This window comes from Aeromonas sp. S8(2024) (genome assembly GCF_041403085.1).
In the GTDB taxonomy this organism is placed as follows: Bacteria; Pseudomonadota; Gammaproteobacteria; order Enterobacterales; family Aeromonadaceae; genus Aeromonas; species Aeromonas dhakensis.
Genome location: NZ_JBGLRF010000013.1, coordinates 55595 through 73858, shown reverse-complemented (window position 1 = coordinate 73858; position 18264 = coordinate 55595). Strand labels below are relative to the sequence as shown.

Sequence of the window (18264 nt, the reverse complement as noted above, 5' to 3'; positions counted from 1 at the left end):
GGCTGACACACCCCATAGGATACCAGACTCAAAACAAGAGGTTATGACAGTAAATGCAGGAAAAGAAACGCCACCCCTGGGTGGCGTTTGCATATGAGGTGATATCAGGCCGAAGCCAGCGCCCTCTCCGTGGCAGCCCCTTGCCCGAACCAGGCGAGGGAGTCAGCCAGGGTTACCACAGAGCCCACCATTATAAGGGCCGGGCTTTCGACGCCGATGGCCAGCTCGGGCAACTGGTCAAGGGTGCCGCGAATGACCCGCTGGCTCGGCTGGGTGCCGCGCTCGATCAGCGCCACCGGGGTGTCGCCCCCCTTGCCGTGGGCCAGCAGCTGCTCGCGGATGGTGGCGCAGGATGAGAGCCCCATGTAGAACACCAGGGTCTGCTTGTCTTTTGCCAGCAGCGGCCAGTCGAGATCCCGGGCGCCCCCCTTGCCGTGGGCGGTGACGAAGCGCACGCTCTGGGCGTGATCGCGGTGGGTCAGCGGAATGCCGGCGTAGGCGGCGCAGCCGCTGGCCGCCGTGATGCCCGGCACTACCTGAAAGCCAACGCCAGTACCAACGAGTGTCTCCAGCTCTTCGCCGCCGCGGCCGAAGATGAAGGGGTCACCTCCCTTCAGTCGCACCACTCGCTGTCCCTTCTTCGCCTCCTCCAGCAAGAGCTGGTTGATCCCCTCCTGAGGTACACAGTGGTTGCCCGCCTGCTTGCCGACGAAGATGCGCTTGGCGTCGCGGCGCACCAGCGCCATCACCTCGTCGGAGACCAGCCGGTCATAGACCACCACGTCCGCCTGCTGCATCTGGCGCAGGGCGTGCAGGGTGAGCAGGCCCGGATCGCCGGGGCCGGCCCCCACCAGCACCACCTCGCCACCGGTCTGGCTTTCGTCGGCAAACAGGTTGTCGGCCAGCTGGTGGGCAGAGGCTCTATCCCCCCGAGCCAGCGCTTGCCCGAGCCGATCCGCCCCGAGCAGCCGTTCCCAGAAGCGGCGCCGCTCCCCCATGGTGGCGAAGCGCGCCTTGACCCGATCCCGCAGGCTGCCGGCAAAGGCCGCCACGGCCCCCAGATGCTGGGGCAGCATGGCTTCGAGTTTCTCCCGAAGCAGCCGGGCCAGCACCGGCGCCTTGCCGCCGGAGGAGATGGCCACCATCAGGGGCGAGCGGTCGATGATCGACGGCATGATGAAGCTGGAGCGTTTCGGGTCATCCACCACGTTGGCAAAGATCCGCGCCTGATTGGCGCTCTGGTAGACCAGGGCATTCACCTCGCGCCGATCGGTGGCGGCCACCACCAGCCACTTGCCCGCCAGTTGCGCCGGTGCGAATTCACCGGCCAGCCACTCGATGCTGCCGTTGGCAGCCAGTTCCGCCAGCTCGGGGTCTAGCTCGGGAGCCACGACTGTGAGCTGGGCACCGGCATCCAGCAGCAGGCGCGCTTTGCGCTGTGCTACCTCGCCGCCGCCGACCAGCAGCACGGGTTTGTTGTCGAGTCGGCAGAAGATGGGCAAGTAGTCCATGGGGCCTCCTGATCAGGCGGTTTGGGTCTGGCTGGTGGTGCTGGCGGCGTCGGTCACGGCGACCGGGCGCTCAGCCTTGGGGGTGGCATACCAGTAGCCGAGGCCCATGAAGAGGGCGCCGGAGACGGTGTTGCCCAGGGTCACCCACAGCAGGTTGTGGCCGATGCCGCCCAGGGTGTAGGCCTCGGAATGGGCGCCGAACCAGGAGAGGGCGAACAGGGTCATGTTGGCGATGGAGTGCTCGTAGCCGGAGGCGATAAAGGCCAGCAGGCACCACCAGATGGCGATGAAGCGGGCGGCACCCTCGGTGCGCAGTGCCATCCAGATGGCGAGGCAGACCAGCCAGTTGCAGAGGATCCCTTTCATGAACAGGGTCAGCGCCGGTGCCTGGGTCTTGGCCAGCGCCACCTTGTGGGCCAGGCTGCCCGCGTCCGGCAGCAGGCTGCCGCCGTAGGAGTAGATGAGCGCCACCGCGATGGAGCCGAGCAAATTGCCGGCCCAGGTCTGCGGCAGGATGCGCAGCAGGTCGGCCATGGCGATCTTGCCGGTCTTCACCCCGAAGGTGAGGAACATGGTGTGGCCGGTGAACAGCTCGGAGCCGGCGATGATCACCAGGGTCAGGGCGATGCCGAAGGTGGCCCCCATCACCAGCGGACGGATGCTCGGATCCACCAGGTTGCCCAGGGTGAAGATGAGGATGATGCCAAGGCCCACATAGGCCCCCGCCATGGCGGAGCTGAGCCAGAAGCCGAGCTTGTCGCTGCGCTCGAAGCGGTTGATGCGGGCCGCGTTGGCGGCGCACTTGTTGATGGTTTCGGTATACATCTTTGTTTCCTTCAAGAGGGCCGCCCGCAGGCAGCCCGAAAGAGAGTGAAATCGGCTTTAGACGGCGACCCAGACCTGCTGGTCGCGTACTTCAACGGGATAGCTTTGCACCGACATGGCGGCGTTCTCGAGGCAGTGGCCGTCGTGCAGACGGAAGTGCTGCTTCTTGAGCGGGCTGGCTACCCAGAGCTCACCCTCGTGTTCACCTACGATGCCGCGCGACAGCACGTTGGCGGCGAAGAAGGGATCCCGGTTGTCGATGGCGAATACCTCGGCCGCCGCGCTCGGGCGGAACAGGGCGATCTGGCGACCCTCGATGAGGGCACAGACGCCGGTGCCAGGGAGTATGTCGTTGAGTTGGCAGGCAAGTTTCATCATTTGGTTTCCACCTCGATCTGGTAGACGGGGATGCGCTCGGCCGGAGTGGCCGGTCTGTGCTGCGCGCGTTCGGCGACGAACTGAACGTCCGGGTCGCGCTTGTCGCTGTTGATGAAGTGGCTGAAGCGCTGCAGCGCCTGCTCTTCGTTGAGGGTGCGCGACCATTCGCACTCGTAGCTGTCGATGAGGGTCTGGATATCGCGCTCCAGCGTCTCGGCCAGTCCCAGCTTGTCGTCGACGATCACCTCGCGCAGGTAGTCGACGCCCCCTTCCAGGTTGCCGAGCCAGACCGAGGTGCGCTGCAGTTTGTCGGCGCTGGTGACGTAGAACATCATGAAGCGGTCGATCAGCTTGATCAGGGTCTCGCGGTCGAGGTCAGACGCCAGCAGGTCGGCGTGGCGCGGCTTCATGCCGCCGTTGCCGCCCACATAGAGGTTCCAGCCCGCGTCGGTGGCGATGATGCCGACGTCCTTGCCCTGGGCTTCCGCACATTCGCGGGTACAGCCGGAGACACCGAACTTCATCTTGTGGGGGGTGCGAATCCCCTTGTAGCGGTTCTCGAGGAAGACCCCGAGGCCGACGCTGTCCTGCACGCCGAAGCGGCACCAGGTGCTGCCGACACAGGTCTTGGCCATGCGCAGCGCCTTGGCGTAGGCCTGACCGGTCTCGAAACCCGCCGCCAGCAGCTTGCGCCAGATGGCGGGCAGATCATCCTTCTGGGCCCCGAACAGGCCGATGCGCTGGGCGCCGGTGATCTTGGTGTAGAGCTTGTAGTCGCGGGCCACTTCGGCCACCGCCAGCAGCCCTTCCGGGGTCACCTCGCCACCGGCCATGCGCGGGATGACGGAGTAGGTACCGTCCTTTTGCATGTTGCCGAGGAAGATGTCGTTGGTGTCCTGCAGTTGGGTGTTGAGCGGGCTCAGCACGTAGTCGTTCCAGCAGGAGGCGAGGATGGAGCCGACCGTCGGTTTGCACACCTCGCAGCCATGGCCCTGGCCATGTTTGGCCAGCAGCTCATCGAAGCTCTTGATCCCCTCCACCTTGACCAGGTGGAACAGCTCCTGACGGGAGTGGGGGAAGTGGGCGCAGAGGTGGTTGTTGACCTCGATGCCCTGTTTCACCAGTTCGGCGTTGAGCACCTGGCTGATGAGGGGCACGCAGCCGCCGCAGCCGGTACCGGCCTTGGTGTGCTGCTTGATGGCGGCGAGGGTGGTGTGCCCCTCGGCGACGGCCTTGGCGATGTCGCCCTTGGAGACGTCGAAGCAGGAGCAGATCTGGGCGCTCTCTGGCAGGGCATCCACCCCCAGGGTCGGTTTGGCGCCGGCGTAGGCGGGCAGGATCAGGGTATCCGGGTGGCTCGGCAGCGGCAGGGCATTGAGCATCATCTGCAGCAGGTTGCCGTAATCCTCCACGTCACCCACCAGCACGGCACCGAGCAATCGGCTGTTGTCTTCGCTCACCACGATCTTCTTGTAGACGCCGGCCTGATCGTCCTGAAACACATAGCTGTGGCTGCCCGGGGTGCGCCCGTGGGCATCGCCGATGGAGCCGACGGAGACGCCGAGCAGCTTGAGCTTGGCGCTCATGTCAGCCCCTTCGAAGCGGCTATCGCCGCCCAGCAGATGGTCGACGGTGATCTGGGCCATCTTGTAGCCCGGTGCCACCAGGCCGAAGAAGCGGCCCTGCCAGGCGGCGCACTCGCCGATGGCATAGATGTCGGGGTCTGAGGTGAGGCAGTGATCGTCGATGACGATGCCGCCGCGCTCGGCGATGGCGAGATCACCGTAGCGGCCGAGGGTATCTTGCGGGCGAATGCCGGTGGAGAAGACCACCACGTCCACTTCCAGCTGGCTGCCGTCGGCGAAGGCGAGGCGGTGTTTCGCCTGCTCGCCGCCATGCATCAGGATCTCGCTGGTGCTCTTGCTGGTGTGCACCTGCACGCCCATGGATTCAATCTTGCGGCGCAGCAGCTGGCCGCCCTGGCCGTCGAGCTGTTCAGCCATCAGTACCGGGGCAAACTCCACCACGTGGGTCTCGAGACCCAGTGCCTTGAGGGCGCCGGCGGCTTCCAGGCCAAGCAGGCCGCCCCCGATCACCACGCCGCTCTTGCCGCTCTTGGCCGCGCTGCGGATAGCTTTCAGATCCTCGATGGTGCGATAGACGAAGCATTCGTGGTGCTGACTGCCCTGGATGGGCGGCACCCAGGGGTAGGAGCCGGTGGCCAGCACCAGTTTGTCGTACCCGACCACAGAGCCCTTGTTGGAGTGCACTTCGCGGTTGGCCCTGTCGATTTTTTTCACCGCTTCACCGAGTAGCAACCGGATGCCGTGCTTGTCGTAGAAACCGGGTTTGACGAGAGAGAGATCTTCGCTGGTGTGGTGGGAGAAGTAGGAGGATAGATGGACGCGATCGTAGGCGGGACGGGGGTCTGCACCGAAGACGGTGATCTCGTAGCGGCCCGGCTCGGCCCGCTCGATCAACTCTTCGATGAAGCGGTGCCCCACCATGCCGTTGCCCACAACGACCAGTCTGACTTTGCTCATGATTGCCTCTAGTTTGGAGTAATAAAACATCATTCTGAGGCTAGGCTACCCAGTCGGCAGGGGCGGGCGATTGATGCAAATCAAGTGTCTATTTATATATCCCCTCAGGGGTAATTCCTGATAATTCAAAGCTATACATAAATAGGTATGCCAGTGGTGCAATTGGTTATGGCGTGGGGATCGGGGCCACCGCTGCAGGGGCTGCCTGGCTGACCCTGCAAAGAAATGCCATACCGTCAAAAAGCGTGAAAAATTCCTTCATGGGATGACGGCAACCATGGGTTGTCAGCAGAACCGGGGGCGTCAGGGAAGGGGGCGGTAAGGCTCCTGGGCGCAGATATCGCGGATGAGGGTGCGCAGCCAGCGGTGGGCCGGGTCGGCATCCAGCCTGGGGTGCCAGAGCAGGGCGACCCGGATCGCTGGCAGCGCGAAGGGCAGGGGACGAACAACCAGATCCCCCAGCAGGGCGGCGCAATGACGCTCAGGCACAGTGGCCACCAGATCGCTGCCGCGCACCAGCGCCAGCGCGGTGGCAAAGCCGGGCACCAGGGTGGCGACGGTGCGCGAGAGCCCCTGCTTGGCCAGCGCCTCATCGACCGGGCTGTGGGGTTGGCCACGGCGGGACACCAGCACGTGGCGCGCCCCGGCGTAGCGGCTGGCGGTGAGCGGGCTGTCGCACAGTGGATGACCGGGGCGCAGCACGGCGACGAAGTGGTCCTGAAACAGAGCCTGGGTACGCAGCTCGGGCGCCGTAGTGGCGCTGATGACCCCGGTCTCGAAGTCCAGCTCGCCGCTGCGCAGGGGGCCGCTCTCTTTGTCGGGTTTGGCCAGAAAGTGCAGCCGCACCCCCGGCGCCTCGGCGGCGAGCCGGTTCAGCAGGGCGGCGCCGAACAGTTCCACCAGCCCCTCGCTGGCGCGCAGGGTGAAGGTGCGCTCCAGCCGCGCCGGGTCGACCTCCTGTCGGGGGCTCAGCATGCTCTCTGCCTCCTGCACCAGCCGGCCGACCTGCTCGCGCAGCAGCAACGCCCGAGGGGTGGGCACCAGGCCGCGGCCGGCCCGTACCAGCAGCGGGTCGCCGGTGGTCTCCCGCAATCTTGCCAGGGCCCGGCTCATGGCGGAGGGGCTCAAGCCCAGTCGTCTGGCGGCGCCCGCCACGCTGCCTTCGTCCAGCAGGGCATCCAGGGTGATCAGCAGGTTGAGGTCGGGAGTGCTCATGTGCATGCCTTCATCGGAGTGGGAGCAGAGGGGCCAGCCTCATCATACCCGAGAACGGGCATCCTCATATGGCGTCCAGTGCATTGATAAGCTGCAACTGGTGCGTCTTCCGCCTGCTCACCGGCCCCACTAGCCTTGTCGTCATCACCCCTATGTGGAGCCCGGCTCATGTCAACATCAACCCATTTCCCGCCCCTGGCGGCGCCTCGTCTCGGTCTGCTGGCGCTTGGCCTCGCCACCCTGTTGCCCATGCTGGCGGCCAGCATGGGCGGCATCTTGCTGCCGGCATTGGGGGCTGCCTTTCATCTGCCCTTCGCCATCTTGCAGTGGGTGCTGGTGGCTTACCTGCTGGGACTCACCTGCCTGACAGTGGTGGCCGGCCGGCTGGGTGACAGGTTCGGCCGGCGTCGCCTGCTGCTCTGTGGCATGGGGGGCTTTGCGCTGGCCTCCCTGCTCTGCGCGCTGGCGCCGACCATCGGCTGGCTGATCGCCGCCCGGGCGCTGCAGGGGGCGAGTGCGGCCTGCATGCTGACGCTCTCGCTGGCCATGGTGGGGCAGCTGGTGTCACCGGCCAGACGGGGCTGGAGCATGGGATTGCTCGGCACCCTGTCGGCCTGCGGCACGGCACTGGGCCCCTCGTTTGGCGGCCTGCTGCTGGAGGTGGCGGGCTGGCAGGCTGCCTTCCTGGCGCTGCTACCCCTCGGCCTGCTGGCGCTGCTCTGTGCCCGTGCCGGTCTGCCCGATGACGGGGCGAGCGGGCAGGGGACACGACTCAACCTGGCCAGCCTGGGGTGGTTGCTGGTGACGCTGCTGGGCTACGGGCTGGCTCTCACTACGACAGGCATCCTGGCTCTCTGGCTTGGGGGCGGGGCGCTGCTGGCCGCCGCCTGGCTGGTGCGCAGCGAACTGGGCTCCCCCGCCCCTCTGTTGCCGTTGGCGTTGCTGCGAACCCGGCGGCTGCGCGGTGCTCTGGCGGCCAGTACGCTGGTGGCCGGGGTGATGGTGGCGACCCTGCTGATCGGCCCCTTCTATCTGCAGGGGGTATTCGGGCTCGGCCCGCTGACCAGCGGGCTGCTTATCTCGGGTGGACCCCTGCTGGCGGCACTGAGCGGGATGCCAGCCGGCTGGCTGGTGGACAGGGTCGGCGCCACCACAGTGGTGCGACTGGGCTTGCTGGTGATGAGCGCGGCTGTGGTGCTGTTGGCCACCCTGGGCAGCGGCGGGGGCCCGGTGGGATACCTGCTGCCCGTGTTGCTGCTGACTGCCGGTTACGCCCTGTTCCAGACCGCCAACAACAGCCTGGTGATCGGCGCCGCCGACGAACAGACCCGTGGCGCCGTGGCCGGGTTGCTGACCCTGTCGCGCAATCTGGGCCAGCTGACGGGGGCGGCGGGACTGGGGGCCCTGTTTGCCGCCCTGGCGGGAGGCGGCAATCCGGCCGTCGCCAGCGCGAGCGAGCTGGCGTTCGCCATGCGGGCCACCTTCGCCCTGACGGCTCTGCTGCTGATGAGCGCACTCTGGCTGGCGGGGAGAGGTGAACGCGACGTGCCGGGCAATGCGACCCGGGAAGGCTGCGAGCTGGGAGAGCGCTGAAAACGAAGACGCCTCCACAGGGGAGGCGTCTTGCTACGGGGTTGAGCAGGATAGTAAACCGCTCGGATCCTCGTCTCCGATCAAGCTGTTACAGGATAAAGCGGCTCAAATCCTCGTCTTCAATCAGCTTGCCGAGGTGGGCGTTGACGTAGTCGGTGTTGATGACAAAGGTCTCGCCGGACTTCTCGGAGGCGTCGTAGGAGATGTCTTCCATCAGGCGCTCCATCACGGTATGCAGACGACGGGCGCCGATGTTCTCGGTGCGCTCGTTGACCTGCCAGGCCGCTTCGGCCAGACGGCGGATGCCGTCCTGGGTGAACTCGATGTTGACCCCTTCGGTGGCCATCAGCGCCTTGTACTGATCGGTCAGGGAGGCGTTCGGCTCGGTCAGGATCCGCTCGAAGTCTTCGGTGGTCAGCGCGGTCAGCTCGACCCGGATCGGCAGACGGCCCTGCAGCTCGGGGATGAGGTCGGACGGCTTGGCGATCTGGAAGGCGCCGGAGGCGACGAACAGGATGTGGTCGGTCTTGACCATGCCGTGCTTGGTGTTGACGGTGCAGCCCTCGACCAGCGGCAGCAGGTCGCGCTGAACCCCTTCACGGGAAACGTCCGGGCCCGAGCTCTCGCCGCGCTTGCAGATCTTGTCGATCTCGTCGAGGAAGACGATACCGTTGTTCTCGACGGAGGCGATCGCTTTCTGCTTCAGCTCTTCCGGGTTGACCAGGCGGGCGGCTTCCTCTTCGATCAGCGCCTTCATGGCCTCTTTGACCTTGATCTTGCGCTTCTTCTTCTGGTTCTGGCCCAGGTTCTGGAACAGCCCCTGCAGCTGGTTGGCCATCTCTTCCATGCCCGGCGGGGTCATGATCTCGACGCCCATCGGGGAGGCGGAGAGCTCCAGCTCGATCTCCTTGTCATCCAGCTGACCTTCCCGCAGTTTCTTGCGAAAGATCTGGCGGGTGTTGGAGTTGTCGGCTTTCTCTTCCTCGCCCCAGCTGTTGCGCGGGTTGGGCAGCAGGGCGTCGAGGATGCGCTCTTCGGCGGCTTCCTCAGCGCGGTATTTCATCTTTTCCATCTCGGTCTCGCGCACCAGCTTGATGGCGACATCGGTCAGATCGCGGATGATGCTGTCCACTTCCTTGCCCACATAGCCCACTTCGGTGAACTTGGTCGCTTCAACCTTGATGAAGGGGGCATTGGCCAGCTTGGCCAGGCGACGGGCGATCTCGGTCTTGCCGACACCGGTCGGACCGATCATCAGGATGTTCTTCGGGGTCACCTCGTGGCGCATCTCCTCGGAGAGCTGCATCCGGCGCCAGCGGTTGCGCAGGGCCACGGCCACCGCACGCTTGGCGTCGGCTTGACCAATGATGTGTCTGTCCAGCTCGTGGACGATTTCTCTCGGGGTCATCTCGGACATGATGGCGTTCCTGTATCCGGGGCGGGCAGGGCCCACCCCTTGGAAAATGGGGTTTGGCTGGCGGCCTTATTTGGCGGTGTAGTCCAGCACTTCGATGGTGTGGTTGCCGTTGGTGAAGACACAGATGTCGCCCGCAATCTTGAGGGACTTCTCGACGATGCTCTTGGCATCCAGCTCGGTGTTCTCCAGCAGGGCGATGGCGGCGGACTGGGCGAAGTTGCCGCCGCTGCCGATGGCGATGAGATCGTGTTCCGGCTGCACCACGTCACCGTTGCCGGTGATGATGAAGGATTTGTGCTCGTCGGCGACGGCCAGCAGCGCCTCGAGGCGGCGCAGGGCGCGATCGGTGCGCCAGTCTTTGGCCAGCGCCACGGCGGCGCGCTCCAGGTTGCCCTGATGGGCCTGCAGCTTGGCTTCAAAGCGCTCGAGCAGGGTGAAGGCGTCGGCGGTGCCGCCGGCAAAACCTGCCAGCACCTTGCCGTTGTAGAGGCGATGAACCTTGCGGGCGTTGCCCTTCATGACGGTGTTGCCAAGAGAAACCTGGCCATCGCCACCGATGACGACCTGACCGTTGCGGCGAACTGAAACTATGGTAGTCACTTTACTTACCTCGCTTGAGCCGAATGACGGCCTGACTGTGCATGGCAAGAGAGATGGGGATGGCAATCCGGCTTTTCAAGCCTGCGCGCTGGCGCGGCCAACGGGGTTGGCTGGGAGTGGTGGCGACTGGCACCAAAAGAAACAGGGCCGGGTGTTGCCACCCGGCCCTGTTTATGGACGCTGCGATCACCCCTTCTTGGGGATGCAGCCGCTGATGCCAGAGCCCTGCAGCTTGCGGTTGGCCGCGTCGGCCGCCGCCTTGCCGCTGAAGGGGCCCACCATCACCTTGTAGACGGCGCCACCGGCCCCGTTCACCACCTGCAGGCTGGAGGAGAGCCCGGCGGTGAAGGCGATGCGCGCCTTGAGGGATTCCGCGGAATCCTGCGAACGCAGGGCGGCGCACTGCATCATGTAGCGCTCGTTGTCGGCCGCGGCAGGCGGGGTCGCCGCCTTGGCCTTGGCGGCCTCGGCCCGTTCCCGCTCCAGTTCGGCGCGCAGCTCCCGTTCCATCCGATCCCGTTCGGCCTTGCGGTCGATCACCTGCTCCTGGGCACTGGCTACCGGCGCGCCGGTCGCCGGCTTGGCCGGTTGTACCGGTTGCGGCTTGTAGGGCTGTACCTGGCCGATGGGGGTTCCAGGCTGGGGAATATTGGTCGGCACCGGCTGCGGCAGTTTTTCCGGTTGCAGGGTCACGGTTTCTGCCGGCGGTGGCGGCAGCACGCCCGGCTGGGGCGGTGGCTCGACGATGTCGACCTGTTTGTTCTCCAGCCGTTCGATGTAGCTCCACTTCTCCTGCGGCAGGCCGTTGCTCTGGGCCTTGGGCTTGTTGGCTTTCACCTGCTCCTCAATGGTGGGGGCGTCGTTGCCCTTGCCACTGATCATGTAGAGGAAACCGCCGAACCCCGCCAGCAACACCACGGCCAGCAGGGCCGGGATAACAGGAAAGCGGCGAGGTGCCGCTTTCTTGGTGTTGCGACCACCCGCCCGACGTCGCGGGCGGCTGCCGACATAATCCCGGGTCGCCATCTATTACATGCGCTCCAGGGTGTGGATGCCCAGTACGCCCAAGCCCAGCTTGAGGACCTTGGCGGTGGCGGCGCACAGCAGCAGACGGCTCTGACGGGTCGCCTCGTCCACGCCATCCTTGTTGATCGGACAGGCTTCGTAGAAGGTCATGAAGTTGCCGGACAGCTCGTACAGATAGGTACAGAGCAGGTGCGGCATGCCCTTGTCTGCCACGCCGTTGACCGCGTCGGAGAACTGGATCAGCTTCTGGGCCAGAGTCTCTTCCGCTTCCTCGCTCAGGACCACCTTGCCGCCCAGGGTGTCGGCATCGACGCCGGCCTTGCGGAAGATGGACTGGATACGGGTGTAGGCGTATTGCAGGTAGGGCGCGGTGTTGCCTTCAAAGGAGAGCATCAGATCCCAGTCGAAGATGTAGTCGGTGGTGCGGTTCTTGGAGAGATCCGCATACTTGACCGCGCCCATGGCGATGGCGTGCACCACCTGGGCCTTCTCCTCGGCGGAGAGGTCGCTGTTGCGGCTCTCCAGCAGGGCAGCGGCGCGCTCTTCCGCCTCATTCAGCAGATCGACCAGCTTGACGGTGCCGCCGGAGCGGGTCTTGTAGGGACGGCCATCCTTGCCCAGCATCATGCCGAAGGCGTGGTGCTCGAGGGGCACGGATTCCGGCACATAGCCCGCCTTGCGGGTGATGGTCCAGGCCTGCATCAAGTGCTGGTGCTGACGGGAGTCGATGAAGTACATCACGCGGTCGGCGCCCAGGGTCTCGTAACGATACTTGGCACAGGCGATGTCGGTGGTGGTGTAGAGGAAGCCGCCATCGCTCTTCTGGATGATGACGCCCATGGGCTCGCCATCCTTGTTCTTGAACTCGTCCAGGAAGACGACGGTGGCGCCTTCACTCTCGACCGCCAGGCCGCGCGCTTTCAGATCGGCGACGATTTCCGGCAGCATGTCGTTGTACATGGACTCGCCCATGATGTCCTTGTTGGTCAGGGAGACATTCAGGCGGTCGTAGTTGCGCTGGTTCTGCTCCATGGTCATGTCGACCAGCTTCTTCCACATGGTGCGGCAGTACTCGTCACCACCCTGCAGCTTGACCACGTAGTTGCGCGCGCGCTCGGCGAACGCTTCGTCTTCGTCGTAGTGACGCTTGGCCTGGGTGTAGAAGGCTTCCAGATCGCGCAGCTCCATGTCGGAGGCGTGCTCGTTGGCCATCTTCTCCAGATAGGCGATCAGCATGCCGAACTGGGTACCCCAGTCGCCGATGTGGTTGGCACGCACCACCTTGTGGCCGAGGAACTCTAGGGCGCGGGCAGCCACGTCACCGAGGACTGTGCTGCGGATGTGGTGCACCGCCATCTCTTTGGCCACGTTGGGGGCGGAGTAGTCCACCACCACGGTCTGCGGGGTTGGCAGCTTCACGTTGGCGTTGGCGGAGGTCACCATGGCCTCTACCTGACCAGCCAGCCAGCTCGGGTCGAAGAAGAAGTTGATGAAGCCGGGGCCGGCGATCTCGACCTTGGCGATCAGATCGGAGGCGGGCAGGTGCTCGATGATGGCAGCGGCCAGCTCACGGGGATTCTTGCGGGCCGGTTTGGCCAGCAGCATGGCCAGGTTGGTGGCCAGGTCACCGTGAGCCTTCTCCTTGCATCGGTCTACTTGCACGCGGGCTTCCAGGTCCGCCGGCAGGATGCCCGCTGACTTGAGATTGGCTACCGTTTGTTCAAGTAGATGATGAATATGCTCTTTCATAACTGACCACCAAGGTTGCGCGTCGAAAAATGACTGATATATAAGGGCGTGAATTTTACCCGCATCGGCCCGAGAAAACTATAGGGATGACCCGCCGCTCGCGGTCGGGCGGATATTTCACTGCATTTGGCACCAGATCCCAGAATATTGGACGGAAATTACGGTGCTTATCCATTTCTACTGCATATTGAAGCGGCTTGTCCAGGCTATTTTCCCCTGATTGTTAAGGGTTTTTTTATTCCAACTCGTTCTGAATGATCTGCCCCGCCGCCCCGGTCGTATCAACAGGTACCTTTTACCGAGGAATCTGTCGATGAAACTGGCGCTGTTTCCCCTCTCGGCCCACCTGCTGCCCGGTGGCATCATGCCGCTGCGCATCTTCGAGCCCAGATATCAGCGCATGATCGCCGAGGCGGGAGAGCAGGGGTTTGCTATCTGCATGCTGGATCCCCGCCAGCCCGATGCGCTGCGCAACATGTACCCCATCGCCACCCGGGTACGGATCGTCGACTTCGATCAGCTGCCGGACGGTCTGCTCGGCATCACGGTGCTCGGCATGGAGCGGGTCAGGATCACCGATCTGTGGCAGGAGTCGGACGGTTTGCGGGTCGGAGAGGTGGAGGTGCTGCCCCCCTGGCGCACCGGCCGGCTCAATGCCGACCAGCACTCGCTGGCCAGGGCGCTGCAGGAGGTGTTCAACGACTACCCGGAGTATGCGGCCCTCTACCGCAACCCCGACTGGGACGATGCCAGCTGGGTGGCCCAGCGCTGGCTGGAAGTGCTGCCCATCCCCGTTGAACATAAGCAGTGGCTGGTGGCGGCGGAAGACAACCAGCCGGCGCTCTCCCTGCTGAGCGGATTGCTGGTCGCCAGCCACTGAGCCGTTTTTGATGGCAGCGCCGGTGATCCTTTTACCGCGTCGCACGTATTGGCACTCACCACCCTCTTCAAGGCATGGCGCAATGGCATATACTGGCCAATCACAATCGACTCCGTACAGGATATCGCCCCCCATGGATGACCCAGCCGGCGATCTCAAGTCCCTGCTCGTCAGGGTCGCCGAACATGGCGACAAGGCTGCTTTCGCCACCCTGTTCCAGCACTTCGCGCCGCGCATTCGCAGCTATGGGCTGCGCCACCTCGGCAGCGAGGCCAACGCCATGGAGCTGGTGCAGGAGACCATGCTGCTGGTCTGGCAGAAGGCCCGTCTCTACCACCCCGACAAGGGAGCCGCCACCACCTGGATCTACACCGTCATGCGCAACCAAGGCTTCGACATGCTGCGCCGGCGCCGCGCCAGCAAGGAAGAGCTTTGCGCCGAGGAGCTGTGGCCCATGCTGGAGTACAGGGCGGAAGAGGAGCACCTGAGCGGCGGCGAAGACGCCGTGCTGACCCGTCAGATGGCCCATTACCTCGGCACCCTGCCGGAACCACAGCAGCAGGTGGTGCGCGGCATCTACCTGCAGGAGCTCTCCCAGCAGGAGCTGGCAGACCGGCTCGGCGTGCCGCTCGGCACCATCAAATCCCGCCTCAGACTGGCGTTACAGAAATTGAAGGAACAAGTGGAGCAAGGCCATGATTAAAGCCCATCCCGTTCAGGCCATGTTGCGCGCCTTTGCCGCCGACGAACTGCCCCTGCCGCTGGCCGTCGGCGTCTCCGCCCACTGCGAACTCTGCCCCGACTGTGCGGCCCGGCTGCGGGCCTGCGAAGAGGAGCTGGCCCGGCAATACCTGACCCCGGCGGAAGAGTGCGAGCCACTGCCGGCAGAGTTCGATGCCATGCTGGCCGGCATACTGCAGCAGCCGGTGGCCACTGCGGCCGCGTTGAGTCAGTCGGCGGCGGTTCAGCCCGAGCTGCAGGTGGCGGGCCAGTCGTATCGGTTGCCGCGGGTACTGGCCCGTCACCACGCCCCCAGCTGGCGTCATATCGGCGCCATCCGGCAGGTGAGCCTGCCGCTTGACGAGCAGGGGGCCCGTGCCAGCCTGTTGCACATTGAGGCGGGCGGCCGTATCCCTGAGCACACTCACAAGGGTTATGAGTTGACCCTGCTGTTGGCCGGCACCATCGAAGATGGCGACACCCGCTATCAGGCGGGGGACTTCATCTGGCGCGATGCCAGCCACGCCCACAGTCCGCACACGCCGGACGGCTGCCTCTGCTACACGGTGCAGGACGCGCCTGTGCAGTTCACCAAGGGGCTGTCGCGGCTGCTCAACGGCATCAGCCATCGCCTCTACTGAGCCGACAAAGCAATAAAAAAAGGGACCCTAGGGTCCCTTTTTGCATGGTGCGCTGACCTGATCAGGCCACGAACACCAGGTAGACGGCGAAGGCCACCACGAAGCGGTAGATGGCGAACGGGATGAAGTCGAGGCGACGGATCAGCGCCAGGAAAGTCTTGATGGCAATCATGGCCACCACGAAGGCGGTGACGAAACCCACCGCGAACATGGGGAAGTCGGCCATGGAGAGGAAGTCGCGACTCTTGTAGAGATCCAGTCCGCTGGCCGCCACCATCATGGGCACCGCCAAGATGAAGGAGAACTCGGCCGCCGCCTGACGGCTGATCCCCATCAGCATGCCGCCGCTGATGGTGGCACCAGAACGGGAGAAGCCGGGCCAGAGCGCCAGGCACTGGAACAGGCCGATGCCAAACGCCTGTTTGTAGCTGATGTCATCCAGGGTTTCGGAGCGTACCGCCGGGCGGAACTTCTCGGCGATGATCAGCAGGATGCCGCCGGCGACCAGGGCGTACATCACGGTCTGCGGGCCGAACAGATGAGCCTTGATCCAGCTGTGGATGGCGAGGCCGATGACGACGGCGGGCAGCATGCCGAGGATGATGTGCACCAGCGAGAGGGTGGCGTGTCCCTGCGCCGGCTTCTGGCCGAAGTGGATGCCAATGAGGCCAAACAGGCGGCGCCAGAACACGGCGACCACCGCCAGGATGGAGCCCATCTGGATCACCACTTCGAAGGTGGCAGCCTTGGGGCCGTCGAAGCCAAGCAGGTGGCCGACGATGATCATGTGGCCGGTGGAGGAGACGGGGAGGAACTCGGTCAGGCCCTCCACTATGCCCAGCACGAAGGCGACAAACAGGGCGTAAGACTCTGTCATGTTTCAGATCTCTTGATTATTGGTCCGGTTGAAGTCGGCCCCGAGCCGGGGCGACCAATGATGGAGGAAAATCGGGCGGGCAACCAGTGAATATTGTGTCGGTGGCAGGCCGCGCCGGCGGGATCGACGGCGCGGCCATTGGTTTTCATTCGGGCCTACATGGCGTTCGACGCTCAGCGGCCCCGATCAGGCGGGACCCTGACCGGCCAAGATCCCCTCGATTTGCTGCAGCAGCGCCGCATCCAGCGGGGGCTGGGCCTGGGCCTCCACCGCGCTGACAATCTGCTGCGGGCTGCTGGCACCGATCAGGGCGCAGCTCACCACAGAGTCGCGCAGGACCCACTGCAGCGCCAGTTGCGACAGCGGTTGGCCCCGCTGCTGCGCCAGCGCATGCAGGGAGCGGATGGTGGCCAGCTTGTTGGCGGTGATCTGCTCGGGCTTGAGGAAGGGGCTGGCACTGGCGGCGCGCGAATCCGCCGGAATGCCAGCCAGGTAGCGATCGCTCAGCAGCCCGCCGGCCAGCGGGGAGAAGGCGACCACCCCCATACCGTGCTCGCGGCAGACCGGCAGGGTTTCGGCTTCAATATCGCGCTGGAACAGGGAGTATTTGAGCTGATTGACCAGACAGGGGGTGCCCAGCTCCGCCAGCCGGGCGGCGGCCTGTGCGGCGAGCGGGGCCGGGTAGTTGGAGAGGCCGATGTAGAGCGCCTTGCCCTGACGCACCATCAGGGCCAGCGCCTGACAGGTCTCCTCCAGCGGGGTGCGCGGGTCCGGCCTGTGGTGATAGAAGATGTCCACATAGTCGAGACCGAGCCGGCGCAGGCTCTGGTGCAGGCTGGCAAACAGGTATTTGGCGCTGCCGCCGTCACCGTAAGGGCCATCCCACATGATGTATCCCGCCTTGCTGGCGATGATGAGCTCGTCCCGATAGGGGGCCAGGCTCCCCTTGAGCAGCTTGCCGAAGGTTTGCTCGGCCGACCCCGGCGGCGGCCCGTAGTTATTGGCCAGATCGAAGTGGGTGATACCCAGATCGAACGCCTGGTGCACCATGGCTTTCGCGGTGGCGGGATCGCTCTCGGCGCCGAAGTTGTGCCAGAGGCCGAGAGCTATGCCGGGCAGGCGCAGGCCGTGACGACCGGCGGGTCGGTAGGGCTGGCGCTGGTAACGGTCGGGGGCGGCGAGGTAGTGATCATCCATAACGACTCCTTGCGTGGACTTGTTTGCGAGCAGAGGCGAGGGGTGACCCCGGTCCCTCTTCGCTCGGCATGTCTGGGTGGGAGAAGAGGGGGCCGGGGTCAGCTGGTGGCGATAAAGCGGTAACGGGTCTGGTGGCGATAGGTCTGCCCCGGCAACAGCCAGGGATCCCCCAGCTCGGGCCGGTTGGGGCTGTCCGGCAACTGCTGGGCCTCCAGACAGAAGCCGGCGTGATCTTGATGGAGTTGGCCATCGCGTGCCGGCGTATTGGCCAACCAGTTGCCGCTGTAGAACTGCAGCGAGGGCTGGTTGGTGTAGACCTCCATGGCCAGCTGACGATCCCCCGAGACCACCCGCGCCGCCCACTCGGCGGTCGGCCCGTTGAGCACAAAGGCGTGGTCATAACCCTTGGCCTGTTGCTGCTGGGGATGGCTCAGCCAATCTTGTCCGATCAGGCGCTCGTGGCGCAGATCGAACGGCCCCTCCACCGGTGCGATCGCAAGTGGTAGCCCGCTTGGGTCGGTGGGCAGGAAACGGTCGGCATTGAGGCGGATGAGGTGGTCGCGCACATCGCCACCGTCCGGGTTGTCATCGAGATTGAAGTAGGTGTGGCTGGTGAGGCTGACCGGGGTCGATGCATCCGTGCTGGCGACGAAATCCACCACCAGATCGCACTGCTCCAGCCGGTACTCCAGTGTGACCCGCAGGTTGCCGGGAAAGCCCTGATCCCCCGCCCGGGAGATCAGCGCCAGCCTGACCCGGTCCGCCTCCCGCTCTTTGACCTGCCAGTGCTGGCGATGAAACCCCGCCCGTCCGCCGTGCAGGCAGTGGGGGGGCTGGTTGGCATCCAGCGGCCAGCGCTGGGCGTCGCGCAACAGCTCGGCGTTGCCGATGCGGTTGGCAAAGCGTCCCGCCACCGCCCCCAGCCACACCTGTTGAGCGGGATAGGCCTCATCGGCGCAGCCCAGCAGCACTTCACGGCGCCCACCCGCCACCGGCAGGGTGAGGGAGGTGAGGGTGGCCCCAAAGTCGAGGCCGCGCAGGCGCAGCCCCTCCTCGTTTTCCAGCTCGAACGGGATCATGGCATCGCTCATA

16 protein-coding genes are annotated in these 18264 nt (G+C 65.0%); 4 read left to right on the top strand and 12 right to left on the bottom strand.

Going from position 1 to position 18264, the window contains the following annotated elements:
• Positions 1–104 precede the first annotated feature (104 nt).
• From cysG to ACB031_RS21395, 5 genes are all read right to left on the bottom strand, one after another.
• A complete protein-coding gene (gene cysG, locus ACB031_RS21415; RefSeq protein ID WP_206220922.1) occupies positions 105–1511 on the bottom strand; it encodes a siroheme synthase CysG in 1407 nt (468 codons plus the stop codon).
• A 12-nt stretch (positions 1512–1523) separates the two neighbouring features.
• A complete protein-coding gene (nirC, locus tag ACB031_RS21410) occupies positions 1524–2336 on the bottom strand; it encodes a nitrite transporter NirC (protein WP_206220921.1) in 813 nt (270 codons plus the stop codon).
• Positions 2337–2393: 57 nt separating this feature from the next.
• Positions 2394–2711: a nitrite reductase small subunit NirD gene (gene nirD / locus ACB031_RS21405; RefSeq protein WP_206220985.1), complete on the bottom strand. Its 318-nt coding sequence runs from the start codon at positions 2709–2711 to the stop codon at positions 2394–2396.
• Complete coding sequence (gene nirB, locus ACB031_RS21400; protein ID WP_371140205.1) at positions 2711–5257, bottom strand: nitrite reductase large subunit NirB; 2547 nt, start codon at positions 5255–5257, stop codon at positions 2711–2713. Before nirB ends, nirD begins: the two co-directional genes overlap by 1 nt.
• Before the next feature lie 303 nt (positions 5258–5560).
• A complete protein-coding gene (locus ACB031_RS21395; RefSeq protein ID WP_371140204.1) occupies positions 5561–6472 on the bottom strand; it encodes a LysR family transcriptional regulator in 912 nt (303 codons plus the stop codon).
• A gap of 168 nt (positions 6473–6640) precedes the next feature.
• Between ACB031_RS21395 and ACB031_RS21390 the strand changes: the two genes are divergently transcribed.
• Complete coding sequence (locus tag ACB031_RS21390; protein WP_371140203.1) at positions 6641–8065, top strand: MFS transporter; 1425 nt, start codon at positions 6641–6643, stop codon at positions 8063–8065.
• Positions 8066–8153: 88 nt separating this feature from the next.
• Here ACB031_RS21390 and hslU read toward each other — a convergent pair whose 3' ends face one another.
• From hslU to argS, 4 genes are all read right to left on the bottom strand, one after another.
• Entirely contained in the window at positions 8154–9482 is a 1329-nt protein-coding gene (gene hslU, locus ACB031_RS21385) for an HslU--HslV peptidase ATPase subunit (protein ID WP_005306542.1), read from the bottom strand.
• 66 nt (positions 9483–9548) lie between these two features.
• Positions 9549–10082: an ATP-dependent protease subunit HslV gene (gene hslV, locus ACB031_RS21380; protein ID WP_017779534.1), complete on the bottom strand. Its 534-nt coding sequence runs from the start codon at positions 10080–10082 to the stop codon at positions 9549–9551.
• 186 nt (positions 10083–10268) lie between these two features.
• Positions 10269–11108: an SPOR domain-containing protein gene (locus tag ACB031_RS21375; protein ID WP_371140202.1), complete on the bottom strand. Its 840-nt coding sequence runs from the start codon at positions 11106–11108 to the stop codon at positions 10269–10271.
• Between the two features lie 3 nt (positions 11109–11111).
• Positions 11112–12857, bottom strand: coding sequence for an arginine--tRNA ligase (gene argS / locus ACB031_RS21370; RefSeq protein ID WP_043170599.1), 1746 nt, complete (start codon positions 12855–12857; stop codon positions 11112–11114).
• 313 nt (positions 12858–13170) lie between these two features.
• On the opposite strand from argS, the gene ACB031_RS21365 reads away from it, so the two are divergent.
• From ACB031_RS21365 to ACB031_RS21355, 3 genes are all read left to right on the top strand, one after another.
• On the top strand, positions 13171–13737 hold the full coding sequence (locus ACB031_RS21365; protein ID WP_026141551.1) for an LON peptidase substrate-binding domain-containing protein: 567 nt from the start codon (positions 13171–13173) through the stop codon (positions 13735–13737).
• Between the two features lie 133 nt (positions 13738–13870).
• Positions 13871–14440: a sigma-70 family RNA polymerase sigma factor gene (locus ACB031_RS21360; protein WP_010635791.1), complete on the top strand. Its 570-nt coding sequence runs from the start codon at positions 13871–13873 to the stop codon at positions 14438–14440.
• The gene (locus tag ACB031_RS21355) at positions 14433–15098 is read left to right on the top strand and encodes a ChrR family anti-sigma-E factor (RefSeq protein ID WP_123246537.1); all 666 of its coding nucleotides are present in this window, start codon (positions 14433–14435) and stop codon (positions 15096–15098) included. The genes ACB031_RS21360 and ACB031_RS21355 overlap by 8 nt, the downstream gene beginning before the upstream one ends.
• A 61-nt stretch (positions 15099–15159) precedes the next feature.
• Here ACB031_RS21355 and bacA read toward each other — a convergent pair whose 3' ends face one another.
• From bacA to galM, 3 genes are all read right to left on the bottom strand, one after another.
• Complete coding sequence (bacA, locus tag ACB031_RS21350; protein WP_005306519.1) at positions 15160–15975, bottom strand: undecaprenyl-diphosphate phosphatase; 816 nt, start codon at positions 15973–15975, stop codon at positions 15160–15162.
• Positions 15976–16161: 186 nt separating this feature from the next.
• A complete protein-coding gene (locus ACB031_RS21345; protein WP_371140201.1) occupies positions 16162–17172 on the bottom strand; it encodes an aldo/keto reductase in 1011 nt (336 codons plus the stop codon).
• Positions 17173–17270: 98 nt separating this feature from the next.
• The gene (gene galM / locus ACB031_RS21340) at positions 17271–18263 is read right to left on the bottom strand and encodes a galactose-1-epimerase (RefSeq protein ID WP_371140200.1); all 993 of its coding nucleotides are present in this window, start codon (positions 18261–18263) and stop codon (positions 17271–17273) included.
• Position 18264: the final 1 nt, after the last annotated feature.

Bases quoted from the DNA above. Each gene is read 5' to 3' on its own strand.
- cysG (WP_206220922.1), bottom strand. From the start codon at position 1,511: ATGGACTACTTGCCCATCTTCTGCCGACTCGACAACAAACCCGTGCTG.
- nirC (WP_206220921.1), bottom strand. From the start codon at position 2,336: ATGTATACCGAAACCATCAACAAGTGCGCCGCCAACGCGGCCCGCATC.
- nirD (WP_206220985.1), bottom strand. From the start codon at position 2,711: ATGAAACTTGCCTGCCAACTCAACGACATACTCCCTGGCACCGGCGTC.
- nirB (WP_371140205.1), bottom strand. From the start codon at position 5,257: ATGAGCAAAGTCAGACTGGTCGTTGTGGGCAACGGCATGGTGGGGCAC.
- ACB031_RS21395 (WP_371140204.1), bottom strand. From the start codon at position 6,472: ATGAGCACTCCCGACCTCAACCTGCTGATCACCCTGGATGCCCTGCTG.
- ACB031_RS21390 (WP_371140203.1), top strand. From the start codon at position 6,641: ATGTCAACATCAACCCATTTCCCGCCCCTGGCGGCGCCTCGTCTCGGT.
- hslU (WP_005306542.1), bottom strand. From the start codon at position 9,482: ATGTCCGAGATGACCCCGAGAGAAATCGTCCACGAGCTGGACAGACAC.
- ACB031_RS21375 (WP_371140202.1), bottom strand. From the start codon at position 11,108: ATGGCGACCCGGGATTATGTCGGCAGCCGCCCGCGACGTCGGGCGGGT.
- argS (WP_043170599.1), bottom strand. From the start codon at position 12,857: ATGAAAGAGCATATTCATCATCTACTTGAACAAACGGTAGCCAATCTC.
- ACB031_RS21365 (WP_026141551.1), top strand. From the start codon at position 13,171: ATGAAACTGGCGCTGTTTCCCCTCTCGGCCCACCTGCTGCCCGGTGGC.
- ACB031_RS21360 (WP_010635791.1), top strand. From the start codon at position 13,871: ATGGATGACCCAGCCGGCGATCTCAAGTCCCTGCTCGTCAGGGTCGCC.
- ACB031_RS21355 (WP_123246537.1), top strand. From the start codon at position 14,433: ATGATTAAAGCCCATCCCGTTCAGGCCATGTTGCGCGCCTTTGCCGCC.
- bacA (WP_005306519.1), bottom strand. From the start codon at position 15,975: ATGACAGAGTCTTACGCCCTGTTTGTCGCCTTCGTGCTGGGCATAGTG.
- ACB031_RS21345 (WP_371140201.1), bottom strand. From the start codon at position 17,172: ATGGATGATCACTACCTCGCCGCCCCCGACCGTTACCAGCGCCAGCCC.
- galM (WP_371140200.1), bottom strand. From the start codon at position 18,263: ATGAGCGATGCCATGATCCCGTTCGAGCTGGAAAACGAGGAGGGGCTG.